15 protein-coding genes and 1 pseudogene are annotated in these 15,925 nt (G+C 62.8%); 3 read left to right on the top strand and 13 right to left on the bottom strand.

Features of this window, described 5'->3' with window-relative positions:
- Positions 1-138: 138 nt before the first annotated feature.
- Positions 139-645, bottom strand: a pseudogene (locus GTP44_RS21955) (hypothetical protein).
- A gap of 99 nt (positions 646-744) precedes the next feature.
- On the bottom strand, positions 745-1,929 hold the full coding sequence (locus GTP44_RS21950) for an NnrS family protein (RefSeq protein WP_161021082.1): 1,185 nt from the start codon (positions 1,927-1,929) through the stop codon (positions 745-747).
- Positions 1,930-2,098: 169 nt separating this feature from the next.
- Here GTP44_RS21950 and GTP44_RS21945 point away from each other — a divergent pair, with 169 nt between their 5' ends.
- Positions 2,099-2,359 carry a heavy-metal-associated domain-containing protein gene (locus GTP44_RS21945; RefSeq protein ID WP_160988853.1) on the top strand — a complete coding sequence of 87 codons (261 nt, stop codon included), beginning with the start codon at positions 2,099-2,101 and terminating at the stop codon, positions 2,357-2,359.
- 14 nt (positions 2,360-2,373) lie between these two features.
- Here the strand turns inward: GTP44_RS21945 and narL are convergent, their stop codons facing one another.
- From narL to GTP44_RS21900, 9 genes are all read right to left on the bottom strand, one after another.
- The gene (gene narL / locus GTP44_RS21940; protein ID WP_161021081.1) at positions 2,374-3,030 is read right to left on the bottom strand and encodes a two-component system response regulator NarL; all 657 of its coding nucleotides are present in this window, start codon (positions 3,028-3,030) and stop codon (positions 2,374-2,376) included.
- Positions 3,031-3,042: 12 nt separating this feature from the next.
- Positions 3,043-4,989 carry a type IV pili methyl-accepting chemotaxis transducer N-terminal domain-containing protein gene (locus GTP44_RS21935; RefSeq protein WP_161021080.1) on the bottom strand — a complete coding sequence of 649 codons (1,947 nt, stop codon included), beginning with the start codon at positions 4,987-4,989 and terminating at the stop codon, positions 3,043-3,045.
- A gap of 42 nt (positions 4,990-5,031) precedes the next feature.
- On the bottom strand, positions 5,032-6,006 hold the full coding sequence (moaA, locus tag GTP44_RS21930) for a GTP 3',8-cyclase MoaA (protein WP_160988850.1): 975 nt from the start codon (positions 6,004-6,006) through the stop codon (positions 5,032-5,034).
- Positions 6,006-6,752, bottom strand: a complete 747-nt coding sequence (locus tag GTP44_RS21925) for a peptidylprolyl isomerase (RefSeq protein WP_161021079.1) — start codon at positions 6,750-6,752, stop codon at positions 6,006-6,008. The genes moaA and GTP44_RS21925 overlap by 1 nt, the downstream gene beginning before the upstream one ends.
- A 10-nt stretch (positions 6,753-6,762) precedes the next feature.
- A complete protein-coding gene (narI, locus tag GTP44_RS21920; RefSeq protein WP_160988848.1) occupies positions 6,763-7,446 on the bottom strand; it encodes a respiratory nitrate reductase subunit gamma in 684 nt (227 codons plus the stop codon).
- 10 nt (positions 7,447-7,456) lie between these two features.
- Entirely contained in the window at positions 7,457-8,122 is a 666-nt protein-coding gene (gene narJ, locus GTP44_RS21915) for a nitrate reductase molybdenum cofactor assembly chaperone (protein ID WP_161021078.1), read from the bottom strand.
- Complete coding sequence (gene narH, locus GTP44_RS21910) at positions 8,115-9,683, bottom strand: nitrate reductase subunit beta (protein ID WP_161021077.1); 1,569 nt, start codon at positions 9,681-9,683, stop codon at positions 8,115-8,117. The genes narJ and narH overlap by 8 nt, the downstream gene beginning before the upstream one ends.
- Positions 9,680-13,378 (bottom strand): nitrate reductase subunit alpha, encoded by a 3,699-nt coding sequence (locus GTP44_RS21905; RefSeq protein WP_161021076.1) that lies wholly within the window; start codon positions 13,376-13,378, stop codon positions 9,680-9,682. Before GTP44_RS21905 ends, narH begins: the two co-directional genes overlap by 4 nt.
- Positions 13,379-13,491: 113 nt before the next feature.
- Positions 13,492-13,842, bottom strand: coding sequence for a hypothetical protein (locus tag GTP44_RS21900; protein ID WP_202424188.1), 351 nt, complete (start codon positions 13,840-13,842; stop codon positions 13,492-13,494).
- Between the two features lie 198 nt (positions 13,843-14,040).
- On the opposite strand from GTP44_RS21900, the gene GTP44_RS21895 reads away from it, so the two are divergent.
- Both GTP44_RS21895 and GTP44_RS21890 read left to right on the top strand, forming a co-directional pair.
- Positions 14,041-14,427, top strand: coding sequence for a hypothetical protein (locus tag GTP44_RS21895; RefSeq protein ID WP_161021075.1), 387 nt, complete (start codon positions 14,041-14,043; stop codon positions 14,425-14,427).
- A gap of 11 nt (positions 14,428-14,438) precedes the next feature.
- Positions 14,439-14,705: a DUF3079 domain-containing protein gene (locus GTP44_RS21890; protein WP_161021074.1), complete on the top strand. Its 267-nt coding sequence runs from the start codon at positions 14,439-14,441 to the stop codon at positions 14,703-14,705.
- Here GTP44_RS21890 and GTP44_RS21885 read toward each other — a convergent pair.
- Both GTP44_RS21885 and GTP44_RS21880 read right to left on the bottom strand, forming a co-directional pair.
- Positions 14,596-15,252, bottom strand: coding sequence for a carbonic anhydrase (locus tag GTP44_RS21885; protein WP_161021073.1), 657 nt, complete (start codon positions 15,250-15,252; stop codon positions 14,596-14,598). The two genes, GTP44_RS21890 and GTP44_RS21885, sit on opposite strands and share 110 nt — an antisense overlap.
- Positions 15,239-15,922, bottom strand: coding sequence for a Crp/Fnr family transcriptional regulator (locus GTP44_RS21880; protein ID WP_161021072.1), 684 nt, complete (start codon positions 15,920-15,922; stop codon positions 15,239-15,241). Before GTP44_RS21880 ends, GTP44_RS21885 begins: the two co-directional genes overlap by 14 nt.
- Between the last annotated feature and the right edge of the window lie 3 nt (positions 15,923-15,925).

Here is a 15,925-nt window from a genome sequence, read left to right as displayed (position 1 = left end):
TGATTAGTGCTGTCGTTCACAAACTGACGCATCTGATTTATGGTGTCATCCGTACTGGCAAGCCTTTCGACCCCAAATACTTATCGAAAAAGCTTGCCATTCAAGACGGTATCTGACACCCGTTTTTGACACCCGGTTTTACGGCTTGAGCTTTTCGTCTTCCGCCTGGGCTTCTTGCATGGCTTCCGGTTCAAGTTCTTCGGCGGAGCGGTTGAGGTGGATGAAGACGCCCCACGCGGCCAGCAATATGCCCACGCTGCCCAACAGCGCGGCGACGTACAGCAGCTCGCTGGCGTCGTCGTGCACCGCGCGGAAGGTGGCGACCAGCCCTTCAATCGCCAGCGCGACCACCACCACCACGAAGAAGCGCGACAGGAAGCGGCGCACCCGCGTCGGCGCGCTGATGTCGGCGTCGCGCACCACTTCTTCTTCGACGATGGTTTAGGCGATCTGCAGGGCCACCACGGCGGCGGCCAGAATGCCGATGGCTTCGATCACTTCCTGCGCCGCGGCCAGGCCGTTGTCCGCCTGCAACGCGTGCCAGCCCAATTGCGCGCCGACGACGATCAGGAAGATCGCGCCGGCAGTGAATAACAGGGCGATCGTCGCGTGCACCACGCCGAACGCCAGCATCAGTTTTTTCATTGTCGCGTCCCTATCAGTGTTGACGGCTGATTGTAGGCCGCACGGCCAAGGACGATTGTGCGCTAGCGAACAGTGCCGCGTGGCACTTCGACACCTCGCTTAACCCGGCTTGCCATCCACCCGGGCGCTGGACAGGTAGGGCACGTAGACAATGGCGTAGACGGCAAAAGCGGCGGTCCACAGGCCCGCGCTGATCATCAGCACCATGCCATGATGAGTGTCGAAGCCCAGCGCGGCGGCCACGCGGGCGAAGGCGCTCAACTGGATCAGCATGAACATGCACCGCTCCGCGCGCCCGGCTTTCAGCGGCCGGCCGGTATGACCCAGCGTGGTACGGGTGATCATGCCCAATATCAGGCCGGCCATCGAGCCGACCGTCAGCGCGTGGAAGCCGGCGCTGACACTGACCAGGTTCCAGCGTGCCAGCACCAGCAACACGAAGCCGGCGGCGATCCACGCATACGACAGATGCATAATCCACAGCAGCGGCACCGACAGCGTGCGCAAGGCCTGCCAGCGATACAGCCGCACCAGCACCAGCGCCGCCGCGGCCAGTGCCACCGGCGCGAACAGCCATTTCGGCGCCTGCGCCACCCAGCACAGGGCCGACAGGGCCAGCAGGCCGAGCGAAGCCTTGTCCACCTTGGGCTGCACCAGCGGCGTGCTGCCCGGCGCGCCGTTCCGCGTGAACATGGGGATGATGCGCGTGCCGATGGCCGCCTCCATCATCACGATGACCAGAATCGCCGCCTCCACCGGCGCGGCCGGCGCCACCGCCAGCCAGCCCAGCGCAATCGCGTGGAACAAGGCGTTGGCGATCGCCATCAGGCCAAGCAGGCCAACGAGGAAGTAGTTACGCTGGTTGTTCGCCTTCTGCATCACGCGGAACAGCGGCCAGGCGGCGAACGGCAGGAACAGCCAGTCGATGACGGCGGCGGCCAGCGGCGGCGCGATCAGCATCGCCACGCGGCCCGCCAGCCACAAGGCCACCAGCGCGGCGAGATGGCCACGCACCGGCGTCCAGAAGCCGGTCCAGTTGTAGCCGGCGGTGTACAGGAAGCCCACCACCACCGCCGCCGCCATGCCGAACACCATCTCATGGATGTGCCACATGTAGCCGACGTTGGTACCATGCGGCAGCCAGCCGAAGTACTGCGCCATCCACAGCGGAATCGCCAACGCCGAGAAAATGGCGGCCACCATGTAGAACGGACGGAAACCCAGGCGCCATAAGGGATGGCCGGCTTTGGCGGTCGCTGGTTCGTCTATGCGGAGCAGTGTCATGATTCGTTTCCTTTGAAAGTACACCCTCATTTTCTGCGCTGTTCGTGCGCGGGTGAAGAGGCACGCCCGATATTCATAACCTGGATCAAGAAACTCGCAATTACCTGTCGTGACGGCGCCCGCGCTGCGCTAGGCTAGCGCTGTTACGACATTTATTGAAAGGACTGCCATGCAAACCGCTGTACTGAATATCGACGGCATGAACGGCGAAGATTGCGCCGACAAGATCACTGAACTGCTGCGCGGCATGGACGGCGTCAGCGACGTGCGCGTCTCGCTGCTCGACGGCCTGGCCAGCGTGCAGCTGGACGAATCGCGCGTGTCGCCGCGCATGCTGACCATGGGCCTGGCCGCCGCCGGCTACCCATCCGCGCCGCGCGTGGAACAGGCGGGCGGCTGCTGCGGTGGCTGCTGCGGCGGCGGCAACTGAATTTTGATGGCGTCTCAGGCGCCGCTCTGCCGCCGGTGCTCCACCGCATACACAGCCGCTTGCACGCGGCTGCTCAACTTCAGCTTCTTCAATACGCTCTGCACGTGGATTTTCACCGTGCTTTCCGCCAGATCCAGAATCCGGGCAATGCCCTTGTTGCTCTCGCCGCGCGCCAGACAGTCGAGAATTTCGCGTTCGCGCGGCGTCAGCTTGTCCAGTTCCGAGGCGGCAGGCGGCGTCGAGCCGCTTTGCAGTTGCGCCACCAGCTTGGCCGTCATCGCCTCCGCCACCACGGTTTCGCCGGCGGCGGCGCGGCGGATGGCACGCGTAAGGTAGTCGGTATCGATGTTCTTCAGCAGGTAGCCGCTGGCGCCGGCCTTCAGCGCGGTGCTCAGGTCTTCCGCGTCCTCGGACACGGTCAGCATCACGATCGCGCTTTCCGGACAGTCCTGGCGCAGCAGCTGTAGCGTTTCCACGCCGGACATGCCGGGCATGTTCAGGTCCAGCAGAATCACCTGCGGCTTCAGTTGCTGCGCGCGTTTCACGCCCTCGAAGCCGTCGGCCGCCTCGCCCACCACGGTGAATTCAGGATTGCGCTGCAACAGCGAGCGTATGCCGCTGCGGAACAGCGTGTGATCGTCGACCAGCAGGACGGTGATAGTGTCTTCCATGTTTTTTCCTTTTTATGCGGCGCGACGCTGCGCGCGCGGCAGGTGCAGCACCACTTCGGCGCCCTCGCCCGGCTGCGATTTCAGTTCCAGTTGCGCCTCGATGCGCTGCGCGCGTTCGCGCATGATGTTGACGCCCACGTGGGCATCGCCCAGCGTCTGCAATTTCTGCACGTCGAAGCCGTGGCCATTGTCCTTGATGCTCAAGGTGAAGTCCTGCTCGTCCGCCAGGCGTATCCACACCTGCGAGGCCGAAGCGTGCTTGCGCACATTCGACAATGCCTCCTGCACGATGAACAGCAGTTGCAGCTGTTGCTCGCGCGGGAACGGCGCGCCATCGCCATTGGCGTCGAAGTCCACCGCGATCCCGCTCTGGCGGCGGAACTTGTCCACCACAGTCTCCAGCGACGACACCAGCGTACCCTCCTGCAGTCGGGTGCGGAAGTTATGCAGCAATTCACGCACATCCTGATAGCTTTCATCGACGCCGGCGCGCAGCATCGGCACGATGCTCTCCACCTCGTCGATACGCTGCTGCTTGAGCGACTGCTCCAGCATCTGCACCTGCAGATTGAGGAAGTTGAGGCCTTGCGCGATGCTGTCGTGCAGGCCCTGCGCCACCAGGTTGCGCTCTTCCGAAATCGCCAGTTCGCGCTCGCGCACCTGCAGGCGCTGGTTCTCGATGGCGGTGCCCAGCAGTTGGCCGAGCGTTTCCAGCAGCGCTGTTTGCGCCGTCGTGAACACCGTGGTCTTTCGGAAGTGCAGATTGAAGAAGCCAAGATACTGGCGCTGCGCGAAGATGTGGAAAATAGAAATCGTCGAGAAGCCTTCGCGATTGCACTTGAGGTTATGATTATTGGGGTTGCGGCGCAGGTCGTGGATGACCGCCAGCTTGCTGACAACGGCCTCGCCGCACAGGCAGTCCCCCACTTTCAGGCAACGCTCGGACTCCACCAGTTCCGCCGATATGCCGCGATGCACCAGCATGTGGATATTGTTGCGGTTCGGGTCCAGCACGCGCACCGAGCCGCCGTCGGCGCCGAAGTACTCGCTGATGCGCTCCAGGAAGCCGTGACACATGGCCTCCGCCGACTGCGGCTGCTGCAGGAATGCCGAACTGTCGTAGAGTAGCGCCAGCTCCCTGTTCTGCTGTTCCAGCTCGCCGGTCTTGGTCTGCACCCGCTGCTCCAGGTTGGCGTAGGAGTCCTGCAGCTTGTCGGCCATCTGGTTGTAGCCGCGCGCCAGCATGCCGAATTCGTCGTTGCTGTTGACAGGCAGGCGCACGCTGAAATCCTGCTCGCGCATGCGTTCCAGGCCGCCCTGCAATCGCGTCACCGGCACCACGACCATATCGAACAACAGATAAATAATGCTGACCGTGCCCACCAGTGCGAGGCCGAGCAGCGTCAGCTGAGAAGCGCGCAGCCAGAAGGTGCGCCGCTCACTGTCGCGCTCTATGCGCTGCACCAGATGGTCGACGCCGAATACAAAGCGCTCCGCCAGTTGCTGCACGGCGTAGGAGGCTGAAACCGGCGTGCTGGCCGAGGCTTCCGGCGTCAACAGCTTTTCCACCTGAGGCACCAGCTCCACGCGCCATTCGCGCTGCACGTCACCATACACATCGCGGATGGCGGAGGTGGGTGGCAGGAACAGCGGCCGTTGCGGGTCGCCCTGTTGCAGCAGTGCCAGCGTGCCGTCGATGCGCTGTATCTGCGCCCGCACGCCCGCCACCGCCTCGCCCCGCTCGGAGCCATCGGACAGGCGTCCGGCCAGCATCGCCAGCTTGTAGCTCTCCATGCGCAAACTGCCGGCGACGTTGATGGCGGCGGCGCTGCCCTCCAGCTGCCAGGACAGCAGCAGCGTCGAGCCGATGACCAGCAGCGCCACCGCCAGAAAACTCAGCAACAGCCCGACGATGCGGGTCGACAGCTTTTGCCAGCTTGAGAACAGGGTGGGCTTCAATCGATCTCTCCGTGTGGGTACGGGGGTAGTATACACGGCGCCTCAGCCGCCGGTCTGCGACATGAAGCGGATGATCTTCTCCGGCTGACGGTTAAAGTCGTGCTCCCGCGGCTTGAGCTCGATCGCCTCACGAATCGCCTGCTCCAGCTCCGCGTCGGTGGCGCCGCCACGCAGCAATGGACGCAGCGGATACTGCTGCTCCTGACCGAGGCACAAGTACAAGGTGCCGTCCACCGACAGCCGCACGCGGTTGCAGGTGGCGCAGAAGTGCTGCGACATCGGCGTGATGTAGCCGATGCTGGCCTTGCCGTCCTCGGTGGTCCAATAGCGCGCCGGCCCGCCCCCCAGTTCCAGCGCTTGTGGTTTGAGCTTGAATTTTTCGGCCAGGCGCGTTTGCACCGGCGCCAGATTGAGATAAGAGGAATTCTGCCCGGTTTCGCCCATCGGCATGACTTCGATCAGCCGCAGCATGAATTCCTGCTCGATGCAGAACGCGGCCATGGCGTCGATTTCGGCGTCGTTCACGCCGCGCATGGCCACCATGTTGATCTTGACCGGCGCCAGGCCGGCCTCCTTGGCCGCATGCAGGCCTTGCAGCACCACCGGCAGACAATCGCGCCCGGTGATGTTGGCCATGCAGTCGCGGTCCAGTGTATCCAGACTGACGTTGACGCGGGTGACGCCGGCCGCCTTCAGCGCCTCGGCATGGCGCGCCAGCCGCGTGCCGTTGGTCGACAGCGACAGGTCGCGGATGCCCGGCAGCGACGACAGGCGCGAGGCCAGTTGCGGGATATTGCGGCGGGTCAGCGGCTCGCCGCCGGTGAGGCGCACGCGCGAGGTGCCCATGCGGGCGAAGGCCGCCACCACGCGCTCGATCTCAGCGAAGGTGAGCCAGTCCGGCGGGTCTTCGTAGCCCTTGAAGTCCTTGGGCATGCAGTAGGTGCAGCGCAGATCGCAGCGATCCGTCACCGACACCCGAAGATAGTCGATCGTGCGGCCAAAGCGATCGCTTAACATTATTGCACCAACGGAGTTTGCGCGCCTTCCAGCTCCACACCCTCGATATCGGCGCGGCCGACCAGAATGTGCAGATACTGGTGCAGCGCGCGCTGCCACGACTGGCGTTGCAGCTCGTCGGCGATCTGCGCGCGGACGGTGGCGAACGGGATCACCTCGCCCCCCACGCGGCGCTGCGCCTGGACGATGTGCAGGCCGAAGCGCGTTTCGAGCAGGCGGCCAGACAACTCGCCCGGCTGTAACCGGAACAGCAGGTCATCGAACTCCGGCACGCACTGGCCGCGCGCCAGTTGCCCCAGGCTGCCGCCGACCGCGCCGGACGGACAGTTGGAATACTGGCCCGCCAGCTCGGCGAAGCGCTCGGGCTGCGCCTGCAATTCGGCCAGGATGGCCTCCGCCGTCTGCCGCAGCAGGTCCAGCGGCGCCGCCGGCGTCACCTGGAACAGGATGTGGCGCGCTTCCACCAGATCGCCGCTGCGGAAGCGGTCGGCCTGGCTCAGATAGTAACGCAGGCAGGCATCTTCGTCCGCTTCCGGCACTGTCACCTCACGGGCAAACAGCGCTTCAATGCGGTCGTCGTCGCTGTCGCCGGCGACACCCAGCCGCGCCGCCTCGTCCAGCAGCACGCGGCGCAGCACCACTTCATGCACCGCCTCGCGCAGCGGGTTTTTGGCCTGCAGGTGATGTGCGATTTCCGCTTCGATGGCGCTATCGTTGATATCCACGCCGTTGACTGCTATGCCCATGATGTTCTCCTTAGCGCGAACGCACCAGTTGATAAGCGCGGGCCAGGTAAGTGACCGCACCGAAGCCGCTCCAGATGTGCACCAGGCGGGTGAACGGGAAGATGACGAACAGCGACATGCCCATGAACAGGTGCAGCTTGAAGATCAGCGGCGCGGTTTCAATGAAGCCGGCGGCGTCGCCACGGAAGGTGACGATATGCTGGGCCCAGGTCATCAGCAGCACCATCATGTGGCCGTCCATGTGGCCGGCCGAGACGAAGATCGACGACAGACCAAGCAGCAGCGTCGCCAGAATCCACAGCAGCACGATCTTGTCCTTGAAGGTGCTGCGGGCACGCACGCGTTCATTGCTGAAGCGACGGGCCAGCAGCATCAGAAGACCCAGCAGGCACATGGAACCCATGATGCCGCCGGCGGTCATCGCCACCAGTTGCTTGACGGTGTGGCTCACGCCCAGCGTGTCCCACACCCACACTGGGGTCAGCAGGCCGGCCGCGTGACCGAAGAACAGGCCCAGGATACCGACGTGGAACAACGGACTGCCGAGACGCAGCATGCCGGTGTTGAGGGTCTGGCTGGATTCCGACTTCCAGGTGTACTGTTCGCGGTCGAAGCGGATCAGGCTACCCAGGAAGAAGATCGCCAGTGCGAGGTACGGGTAGATCCCGAACAGGAATTGATTCAGGTAGTTCATGGCTCCTCCTTCAGTGATGCTGCGGCGCTGGCGCCTTGGGGTAGAAATTGATCGGGTGCGCGCCGCCCGCGAGCGGGCCGACGCCTGGCTTGAGCAACGGCTCGATGCCGTCGGCGCCGGGGCCGAAGGTCTCCAGCGCTTCATCCATGTCGCGTACCGGCGGGCCGCTCAGCTCCTCGGCCTGCACGGCGGTCTGCGTTTGCAGCAGCTCGAAGATGCAGGCATACGGGCTGCCGTTGGCACGCAGCTTGCGGCCGATATGCGCCAGCACATGGATGGCGTCGCCCAGCAGGCGCTCCGCTTCCTCGTGGTCCTGCTGCGACAGAAATTCCAGGAACAGCGGCACATAGTCCGGCAGGTCGTCGCCGACCATCTGCAGGCCGTGGCGGCGGTACTCTTCCATCAGATCGACCATGGCCTGGCCACGATCGCGCGACTCGCCGTGGATATGCTCGAACAGGTGCAGCGAATGACCCGGACTACGGTCGAAGGTCGCCACATACTCCTGCTGCAGATCGATCAGCGCTGTGTTGCCGATGTGGGCCAGCAGGCCTTGCAACGGCGCCTGCCATTGCTGTGCCGCCAGCACGTCATCCATCTGCGCCAGGTCGGCCACCAGTTCCGCTTCCGGATACTGCAACAGCGCCGACAACACCAGGTAGCCAGGATTAGACATCTGCGTTCTCCTCACTGTTAGCTTTTTTCTTGCGCGACTTCGGCATCATCATGAAGATTTCCGAACCGTGTTTGCGCTTGCCGAACAGGCTTACGTCACTCACACCATCCGAGCAGCCGTTGCCGAAACTGAAGCCGCAACTCCCCTTCTCGTTGAAGCTGTCCTCGGCCATCTCTTTGTGGCTGCTCGGGATGACGAAGCGGTCCTCGTAATTGGCGATGGCCATGATGTGATACATGTCCTCGACCGTTTCCGCATCCAGACCGACCTGCCTGATCACTTCCAGATCCGGCACGCCTTCCACGCTCTTGCTGCGCATGTAGGCGCGCATCGCCAGCATGCGGTCCAGCGCCTTGATGACGGGCGGCTGATCGCCGGCGGTCAGCAGGTTGGCCAGGTACTGCACCGGAATTCGCAGGCTTTGCGTGTCCGGTAGGATGCCGTTCTTGCCCATCAGGCCCGATTCGGCGGCGGCCTGGATCGGCGACAGCGGCGGGATGTACCACACCATCGGCAGCGTGCGATATTCAGGATGCAGCGGGAAGGCCACCTTCCACTCGACCGCCATCTTGTACACCGGCGAACGCTTGGCCGATTCCAGCCAGCTGTCAGGAATGCCCTGACGGCGCGCTTCCTCGATCACCTTCGGATCGTGCGGATCGAGGAACAGGTTCAGTTGCGACGGATACAGATCGCGCGGATCGGCCACCGAAGCGGCGGCTTCGATCTTGTCCGCGTCGTACAGCAGCACGCCGAGGTAGCGGATGCGGCCCACGCAAGTCTCCGAGCAAACGGTAGGCTGGCCGGCTTCGATACGTGGGTAGCAGAAGGTGCACTTCTCCGCCTTGCCCGACGACCAGTTGTAGTAGATCTTCTTGTACGGGCAGCCGGAGATGCACATGCGCCAGCCGCGGCACTTGTCCTGGTCGATCAGCACAATGCCGTCATCTTCACGCTTGTACACCGAGCCGGATGGGCAAGAAGCCACGCAAGCGGGATTCAGGCAATGCTCGCAAAGACGCGGCAGGTACATCATGAAGGTGTTCTCGAAGGTGCCGTACATTTCCTTCTGCACGTTCTCGAACAGCGTGTCCTTGCTGCGCTGCGCGAACTCGCCGCCCAGGTCATCCTCCCAATTCGGGCCCCACTCGATCTTGTCCATCTTCTTGCCGGTGAGGACAGAGATCGGGCGCGCGGTGGGCGGGGTTTCCACCAGCGGCGCGTTTTGCAGGCGCTCGTAGTCGTAGGTGAACGGCTCGTAGTACTCGTCGATGTTCGGCAGGTTCGGGTTGGCGAAGATCTGCGACAGGATCTTCAGGCGGCTGCCCTGACGCGGCTCGATCTTGCCGCTGTCGTTGCGGCGCCAGCCGCCGTTCCACTTGTTCTGGTCTTCCCAGTGCTTCGGATAGCCGATGCCTGGCTTGGTTTCGACGTTGTTGAACCACGCGTATTCAACGCCGTCACGGCTGGTCCATACGTTCTTGCAGGTGACCGAGCAGGTGTGGCAACCGATACATTTGTCCAGGTTCAGCACCATGCCAATTTGCGCTCTGATCTTCATTCTTTTACTCCTTGCAGTGGGCCTTCCAGCCAGTCGATCTTGTTCATTTTCCGCACCAGCACGAATTCGTCGCGGTTCGAGCCCACGGTGCCGTAGTAGTTGAAGCCCCACGACAGCTGCGCATAACCACCGATCATGTGGGTCGGCTTGGTGACGGCGCGCGTCACCGAATTGTGGATGCCGCCACGCTTGCCCGACTGCTCGGAACCAGGCACGTTGATGATCTTCTCCTGTGCGTGGTACATCAGCGTCATCCCTTCCGGTACCCGCTGGCTGACAATGGCGCGGGCGGTCAGCGTGCCGTTGACGTTGAAGACTTCGATCCAGTCGTTGTCCACGATGCCTGCCGCTTGCGCATCGATCTCCGACAGCCACACGTGAGGACCACCGCGCGACAGCGTCAGCATGCGCAGGTTGTCCGAGTAGGTGGAGTGGATACCCCACTTCTGGTGCGGCGTGATGAAGTTCAGCGCGATTTCCTTGTTGCCGTTCGGTTTCGCGCCCAGCATCGCCGTCGTCGTCTTGGTATTGATCGCCGGTTTGTAAACACAGAGGCCTTCACCGAAATCGCGCATCCAGCGGTGATCCTGGTAGAACTGCTGGCGGCCGGTCAGCGTGCGCCATGGGATCAGTTCATGCACGTTGGTATAGCAGGCGTTGTAGCTGACTTCTTCCGACTCCAGGCCAGACCACGTCGGCGACGAGATAATCTTGCGCGGCTGCGCCTGCACGTCGCGGAAGCGGATGCTGTCGTGTTCACGCGGCAGCGCCAGGTGGGTGTGGTCGCGACCCGTGATCTTGGACAACGCGTCCCACGCTTTCACCGCCACATGGCCATTGGTTTCCGGCGCCAGCGACAGGATCATCTCGGCCGCGTCGATCGCCGTGTCGAGGCGCGGCTGGCCCTTGGCGATGCCATCCGCGATCACGGCGCGATTGATGCCGCGCAGGACCTCGACTTCATGGCCGGTTTTCCAGCTGATGCCCTTGCCGCCGTTGCCGATCGATTCCAGCAGCGGGCCAATCGACGTGAACTTCTGATGGATCTTGGTGTAATCGCGCTCGATGACGGTGAAGTTAGGCATGGTCTTGCCCGGAATCGGTTCGCACTCGCCGGCGCGCCAGTCTTTCGGATCGAACGGCTGGCCCAGTTCTCCCGGCGTGTCATGCATCAGCGGCGTCAGAACCATGTCCTGCTGCGTGCCGAGATACGCGCCGCCGATTTCCTCGAATTTCTTGGCGATGCCCTTGTAGATTTCCCAGTCCGAACGCGATTGCCACAACGGCTGCACGGCCTCCGACAGCGGGTGGATGAACGGGTGCATGTCCGACGTATTCAGGTCGTCCTTCTCGTACCAGGTGGCGGTCGGCAGCACGATGTCGCCGTACAGGCAAGTGGTCGACATGCGGAAGTCCAGCACCACCAGCAGATCCAGCTTGCCTTCGGCGGCGGGACGCACTTTGACGTCGCGTGGTTTGATGCAATCGGCTTCGTCGCTCATCAGCGCGTTCTGGGTGCCCAGCAGGTACTTCAGGAAGTACTCGTGGCCCTTACCCGAGCTGCCCAGAATATTCGAGCGCCATACAAACATATTGCGCGGGAAGTTGGCCGGATTGTCCGGATCATCGCAGGAGAATTCCAGCTTGCCCTGCTTGATCTGATCGACCGCGTAGTCGACCGGTTTCACGCCGGCGGCGGCGGCGGCGCGCGTCACTTCCAGCGGATTGGTTTGCAGCTGCGGCGCCGAAGGCAGCCAGCCGAGGCGTTCCGCCTTGGCGTTATAGTCCAGCAGCGTCATCGGCGCCACGTCGTCGCCGGCCAGCGGCGAAGCGATTTCCTCGGTGTGCAGCTTCTCGTGACGCCATTGGCTGGTGTGGTTGTAGAAGAACGAGGTGCCGTTCATCTGACGCATCGGACGGTTCCAGTCCTGAGCGAAGGCCAGCGGGGTCCAGCCGGTTTGCGGACGCAGCTTCTCCTGGCCCACATAGTGCGCCCAGCCGCCGCCGGATTGACCGATACAGCCGCACATCATCAGCATGTTGATGATGCCGCGATAGGTCATGTCCATGTGATACCAGTGGTTCAGGGCCGCGCCGACGATGACCATGCTCTTGCCGCGAGTCTTGTCGGCGTTTTCCGCGAACTGGCGGGCCACGGTGATCACATCGGCGGCTTTGACGCCGGTGTGCTTCTCCTGCCAAGCCGGGGTGTACGGCACGTCGTCTTCATAGCTGGTGGCGACATTGCCGCCGCCCAGGCCACGGTCAACGCCGTAGTTGGCCATGGTCAGGTCGAACACGGTGGCAACCAGCGCGGTACTGCCGTCGGCCAGTTTCAGGCGTTTGACCGGCACATTCCGCATCAGCATATCGCTGGCGTCCTTGCCGCCGAAGTAAGGGAAGCCGACCGGCAGCACTTCATCGCCGCTGCCCAGCAGCGACAGTTGCGGATCGACCGGAGCGCTGTTGCCGCCCTCTTTCATCTCCAGATTCCACTTGCCGGATTCGCCCCAACGGAAGCCGATCGAACCGGCCGGCGCGACGATGCGGCCGGTGACTTCGTCGATGACCAGGGTTTTCCATTCCGGATTATTGGTTTCGTCCAGATTGTTATCCAGGTGCGAGGCGCGCAGGAAGTACTCAGGGGCCAGCACGCCGTTCTGCTCTTTCAGCAGCACCAGCATCGGGAAGTCGGTGTACTGCTTGGCGTATTCCTTGAAATACTGCGACTGCTGGGCGCTGTGGTATTCCTTCAGGATCACGTGGCCCATGGCCATCGCCAGCGCGGCGTCGGTGCCCTGTTTCGGCGCCAGCCAGATGTCGCCGAACTTGGCCATCTCGCCGAAGTCGGACGATACGGCGACCGTCTTGGTGCCTTTGTAGCGCACTTCGGTGTAGAAGTGGGCGTCCGGGGTACGGGTCATCGGCACGTTCGAGCCCCACACCATCAGGTAGGTGGAGTTGTACCAGTCGGCCGATTCCGGCACGTCGGTCTGCTCGCCCCATACTTGCGGGCTGGCTGGCGGCAAATCGCAGTACCAGTCATAGAAGCTCAGCGCCACGCCGCCGATCAGCGACAGGTAGCGGGTGCCGGCGGCATAGCTGACCATCGACATCGCGGGAATCGGCGAGAAGCCGACGATGCGGTCAGGGCCATACTTCTTGATGGTCAGCGCGTTGGCGGCGGCGATCATCTCGTTGGTTTCATCCCAGGTGGCGCGCACAAAGCCACCCAGACCGCGCACCGATTTGTATTTGGCGGAGCGTTCAGGGTCCTGGCTCACATATTCCCAGGCGGTGACCGGGTCCATGGTTTTGCGAGCGTCGCGCCACATGTCCATCAGGCGGCCGCGCACCATCGGGTATTTCACGCGCTGCGCCGAATACACATACCACGAGTAGCTGGCGCCACGAGGGCAGCCGCGCGGCTCGTGGTTCGGCAGGTCCGGGCGGGTGCGCGGATAATCCGTTTGCTGGGTTTCCCAGGTAATCAGGCCATTCTTCACATACACCTTCCAGCTGCAGGAGCCGGTGCAATTGACGCCGTGCGTGGAACGCACGATCTTGTCATGTTGCCAGCGCTGGCGGTAGGCGTTTTCCCAGGTACGATCTTCATTGACGACGGCACCGTGGCCGTCGGAAAAAGTCGACGTGGTTTTGTTGAAGAACTTCAGGCGATCCAGAAAATGACTCATGCTACCTCCTCACTCTACGATGATTCCAGTCTACAGAGCGCGGCGGCCTGTGTGAATCGGCAAGAAGGCCGCGCGGCGTAGTGAGAAGGAGTAGTCCGTCTAGTCCTTTGTGACTAGCCGCACGCCGCGCGGGCGCATGTTTTCAGCATTTGCCGGTAATTCGGCAGTTGGCGCGCATCCGACCAGCGGCCGTCGGCATCGCGCACCAGCACCGCGCGCACCAGGCCTGGCTGCTCCTGCGCCACCAGTTGCGCGAACATGGCGTTGACGCTGCAATAGACCAGCGTGCGGCCGTTGTCATAACGGATTTGCGCACGCACGCCCTCCTCGCCGCAACGTACCTCCTGCGGCGGCACGGCGCGCGCCGGGTTGTAGCCCTCGTAGAGCAACACCCAGAGCGTGGCGGCTGCCAGGCCCCAGGCCAGGCGCCGCATGCCGATACGGTGAATTTGATTCCACATCATGAAGATCCTTTCATAGCCGTGCCATTGTCCATGGCCTCGCCGCCAAAAATCCTTGATGCAAGTCAGATTTTGCCAAACCAGATCAAGGCAAAAGAACTAGTCTGTCTAGTCATTCATGAGCATGGGCAGCGACCGCGTGGCACGGTATACATACGGTCGGGCCGCCATGTCGCGCGGCCAATGTGCAAGGAGCCTGAAATGAACATCGCCACTTTCGAAGAACTGCTGATCGCCGCCGCCGTCCAGCCGGAACAACAACGCCTGCTGTTGACGTTTGCCGTCGCCGAGCCAGAACCGGACGCCAAGCCGGGCGAGCGCGCCCGCACCACGCTGGTACCGGTGATGTGCGTCGACAAGCAGGTGGCGGAGCTGGACACGTTTGCCAACCTGGCGGAAGAGGCCAAACGCATGGGACAGAATTGGGATGTGCTGCTGGTGACCACCTTGTCCGGCACCGCGAGTCAATTACCGGACAATGAGCAGACCGAGGCCGCGCTGCGCAAAATGATCAAGGCGATCCGCCACGGCCAGATGGAACGCCTGCTGGCCTTCGACCGCGGCGGCGATCTGCTGCAATACGCCTGAGCGGGGCCGACATGGCCAAACATTTTCCGATTCGTCCGGCCAGGCCGGAATTGATCTGCTGGGGATGCGACAAGTACTGCGCGCACGACGCCATGATGTGCGGGAACGGCGCCGACCGCACCCAGCACCCGATCGAAACCTTCGGCGAGGGCTGGGATACCTTCGGGCTTAACGCGCCGAAGTCAGAGGACACACCAGCGGAAGGAACTGCTGCTGACGCGCCGAATACGCCATCAGCGCCCCACTCTCCAGATCAAAATACCAACCGTGGATCTTGAGTTTTCCGTCATCGACGCGGCGCTTCAGCCACGGATAGGTCAGCAGATTATCCAATGATTGCAGGATGCTGGCCTGTTCGCAGGCCTGATGCTGCTCGGCGCTGTCCCGGTGCGCCAGCTCACGCTTGACACGCGCCGCCACCGGTTCCGCAATCCGCATCCACTGGCCGACAAAGTCGGTCTCGCGCTCCACCACGCGCGGCACTGGCGACATCAGCGCGCGAATGCCGCCGCAGCGCGCATGCCCCAGCACGATGACGCGGTCCACTTCGAGATCGCACACGGCGAACTCGATGGCCGAGCTGACGCCGGGCGGCGCGTTCGGCGTGCACGGCGGCACCAGGTTGGCGATATTCCGCACAATGAACATGTCACCTGGATTGCTGCCGGTGAGTAGCAGCGGATCGACGCGCGAGTCGCAGCAGCCGATCAACAGCGTATGCGGGTGCTGGCCGGTACGCAGGTTGCCGTACAGGTCAGGGTTCTCGTTGAAGTACTGCTGTTGGAAGCGGTTAAAGCCGCTGATGAATTTTTCAATATCCTGCATGGTTGCGCAAATCCTCTGGATTGATGATCGTGATCTTGCGGCCCTTGAAGGCGATCAGGTTTTGTGCGCTCAGCTCCGCCAGGATGCGCGAGAAGTGTTCCGGCGTCAGGTTCAGGCGTGAGGCCAGCACCGCTTTGGTCACCGGCAGCGTCACTTGCGTGGCCTGCGCGTCCGGCAGCTCCTTGAGCAGGTAGCCGATCACGCGTTGGGTGCCGGTGCGCAGCGCATAGGACTCCATGTCACACATCAGCGAGTGCATGCGCTGGCTCAGGCCCGCCAGCATCTTGCAGGCGAATTCCGCGTCATGATGGATTTCGCGATAAATCACCGGCTTGGAGACGTGCAGCAGCAGCGTGTCCTCGGTGGCGGTGGCGGTGACGATGTAAGGGCTGCCCATGAACATCAGCGCCTCGCCGAAACTGTGACCGGGGCCGATCAGCTCTATCACCTTCTCCACACCGCTGAACGACGTGAAGGACAGTTTGACCTGGCCGTACAGCACCTGATGGAAGCCGACGCACGGATCGCCGCGCTGAAAAATCTGCTCGCCGCGCTCCGCGCGCACCTCGGTGGTGCCGAGCGCGATGCGATTCAGTTCCTCGGGTCCCATCGAATTAAACAGCGGCACGCGGGCCAGGAAGTCTTGTACTTTGATCTTGCTCTTATCCATAAC

Source organism: Duganella lactea (assembly GCF_009857505.1).
Taxonomy (GTDB): Bacteria; Pseudomonadota; Gammaproteobacteria; order Burkholderiales; family Burkholderiaceae_D; genus Rugamonas; species Rugamonas lactea.
This window is presented reverse-complemented; position numbering and strand designations above follow the sequence as displayed.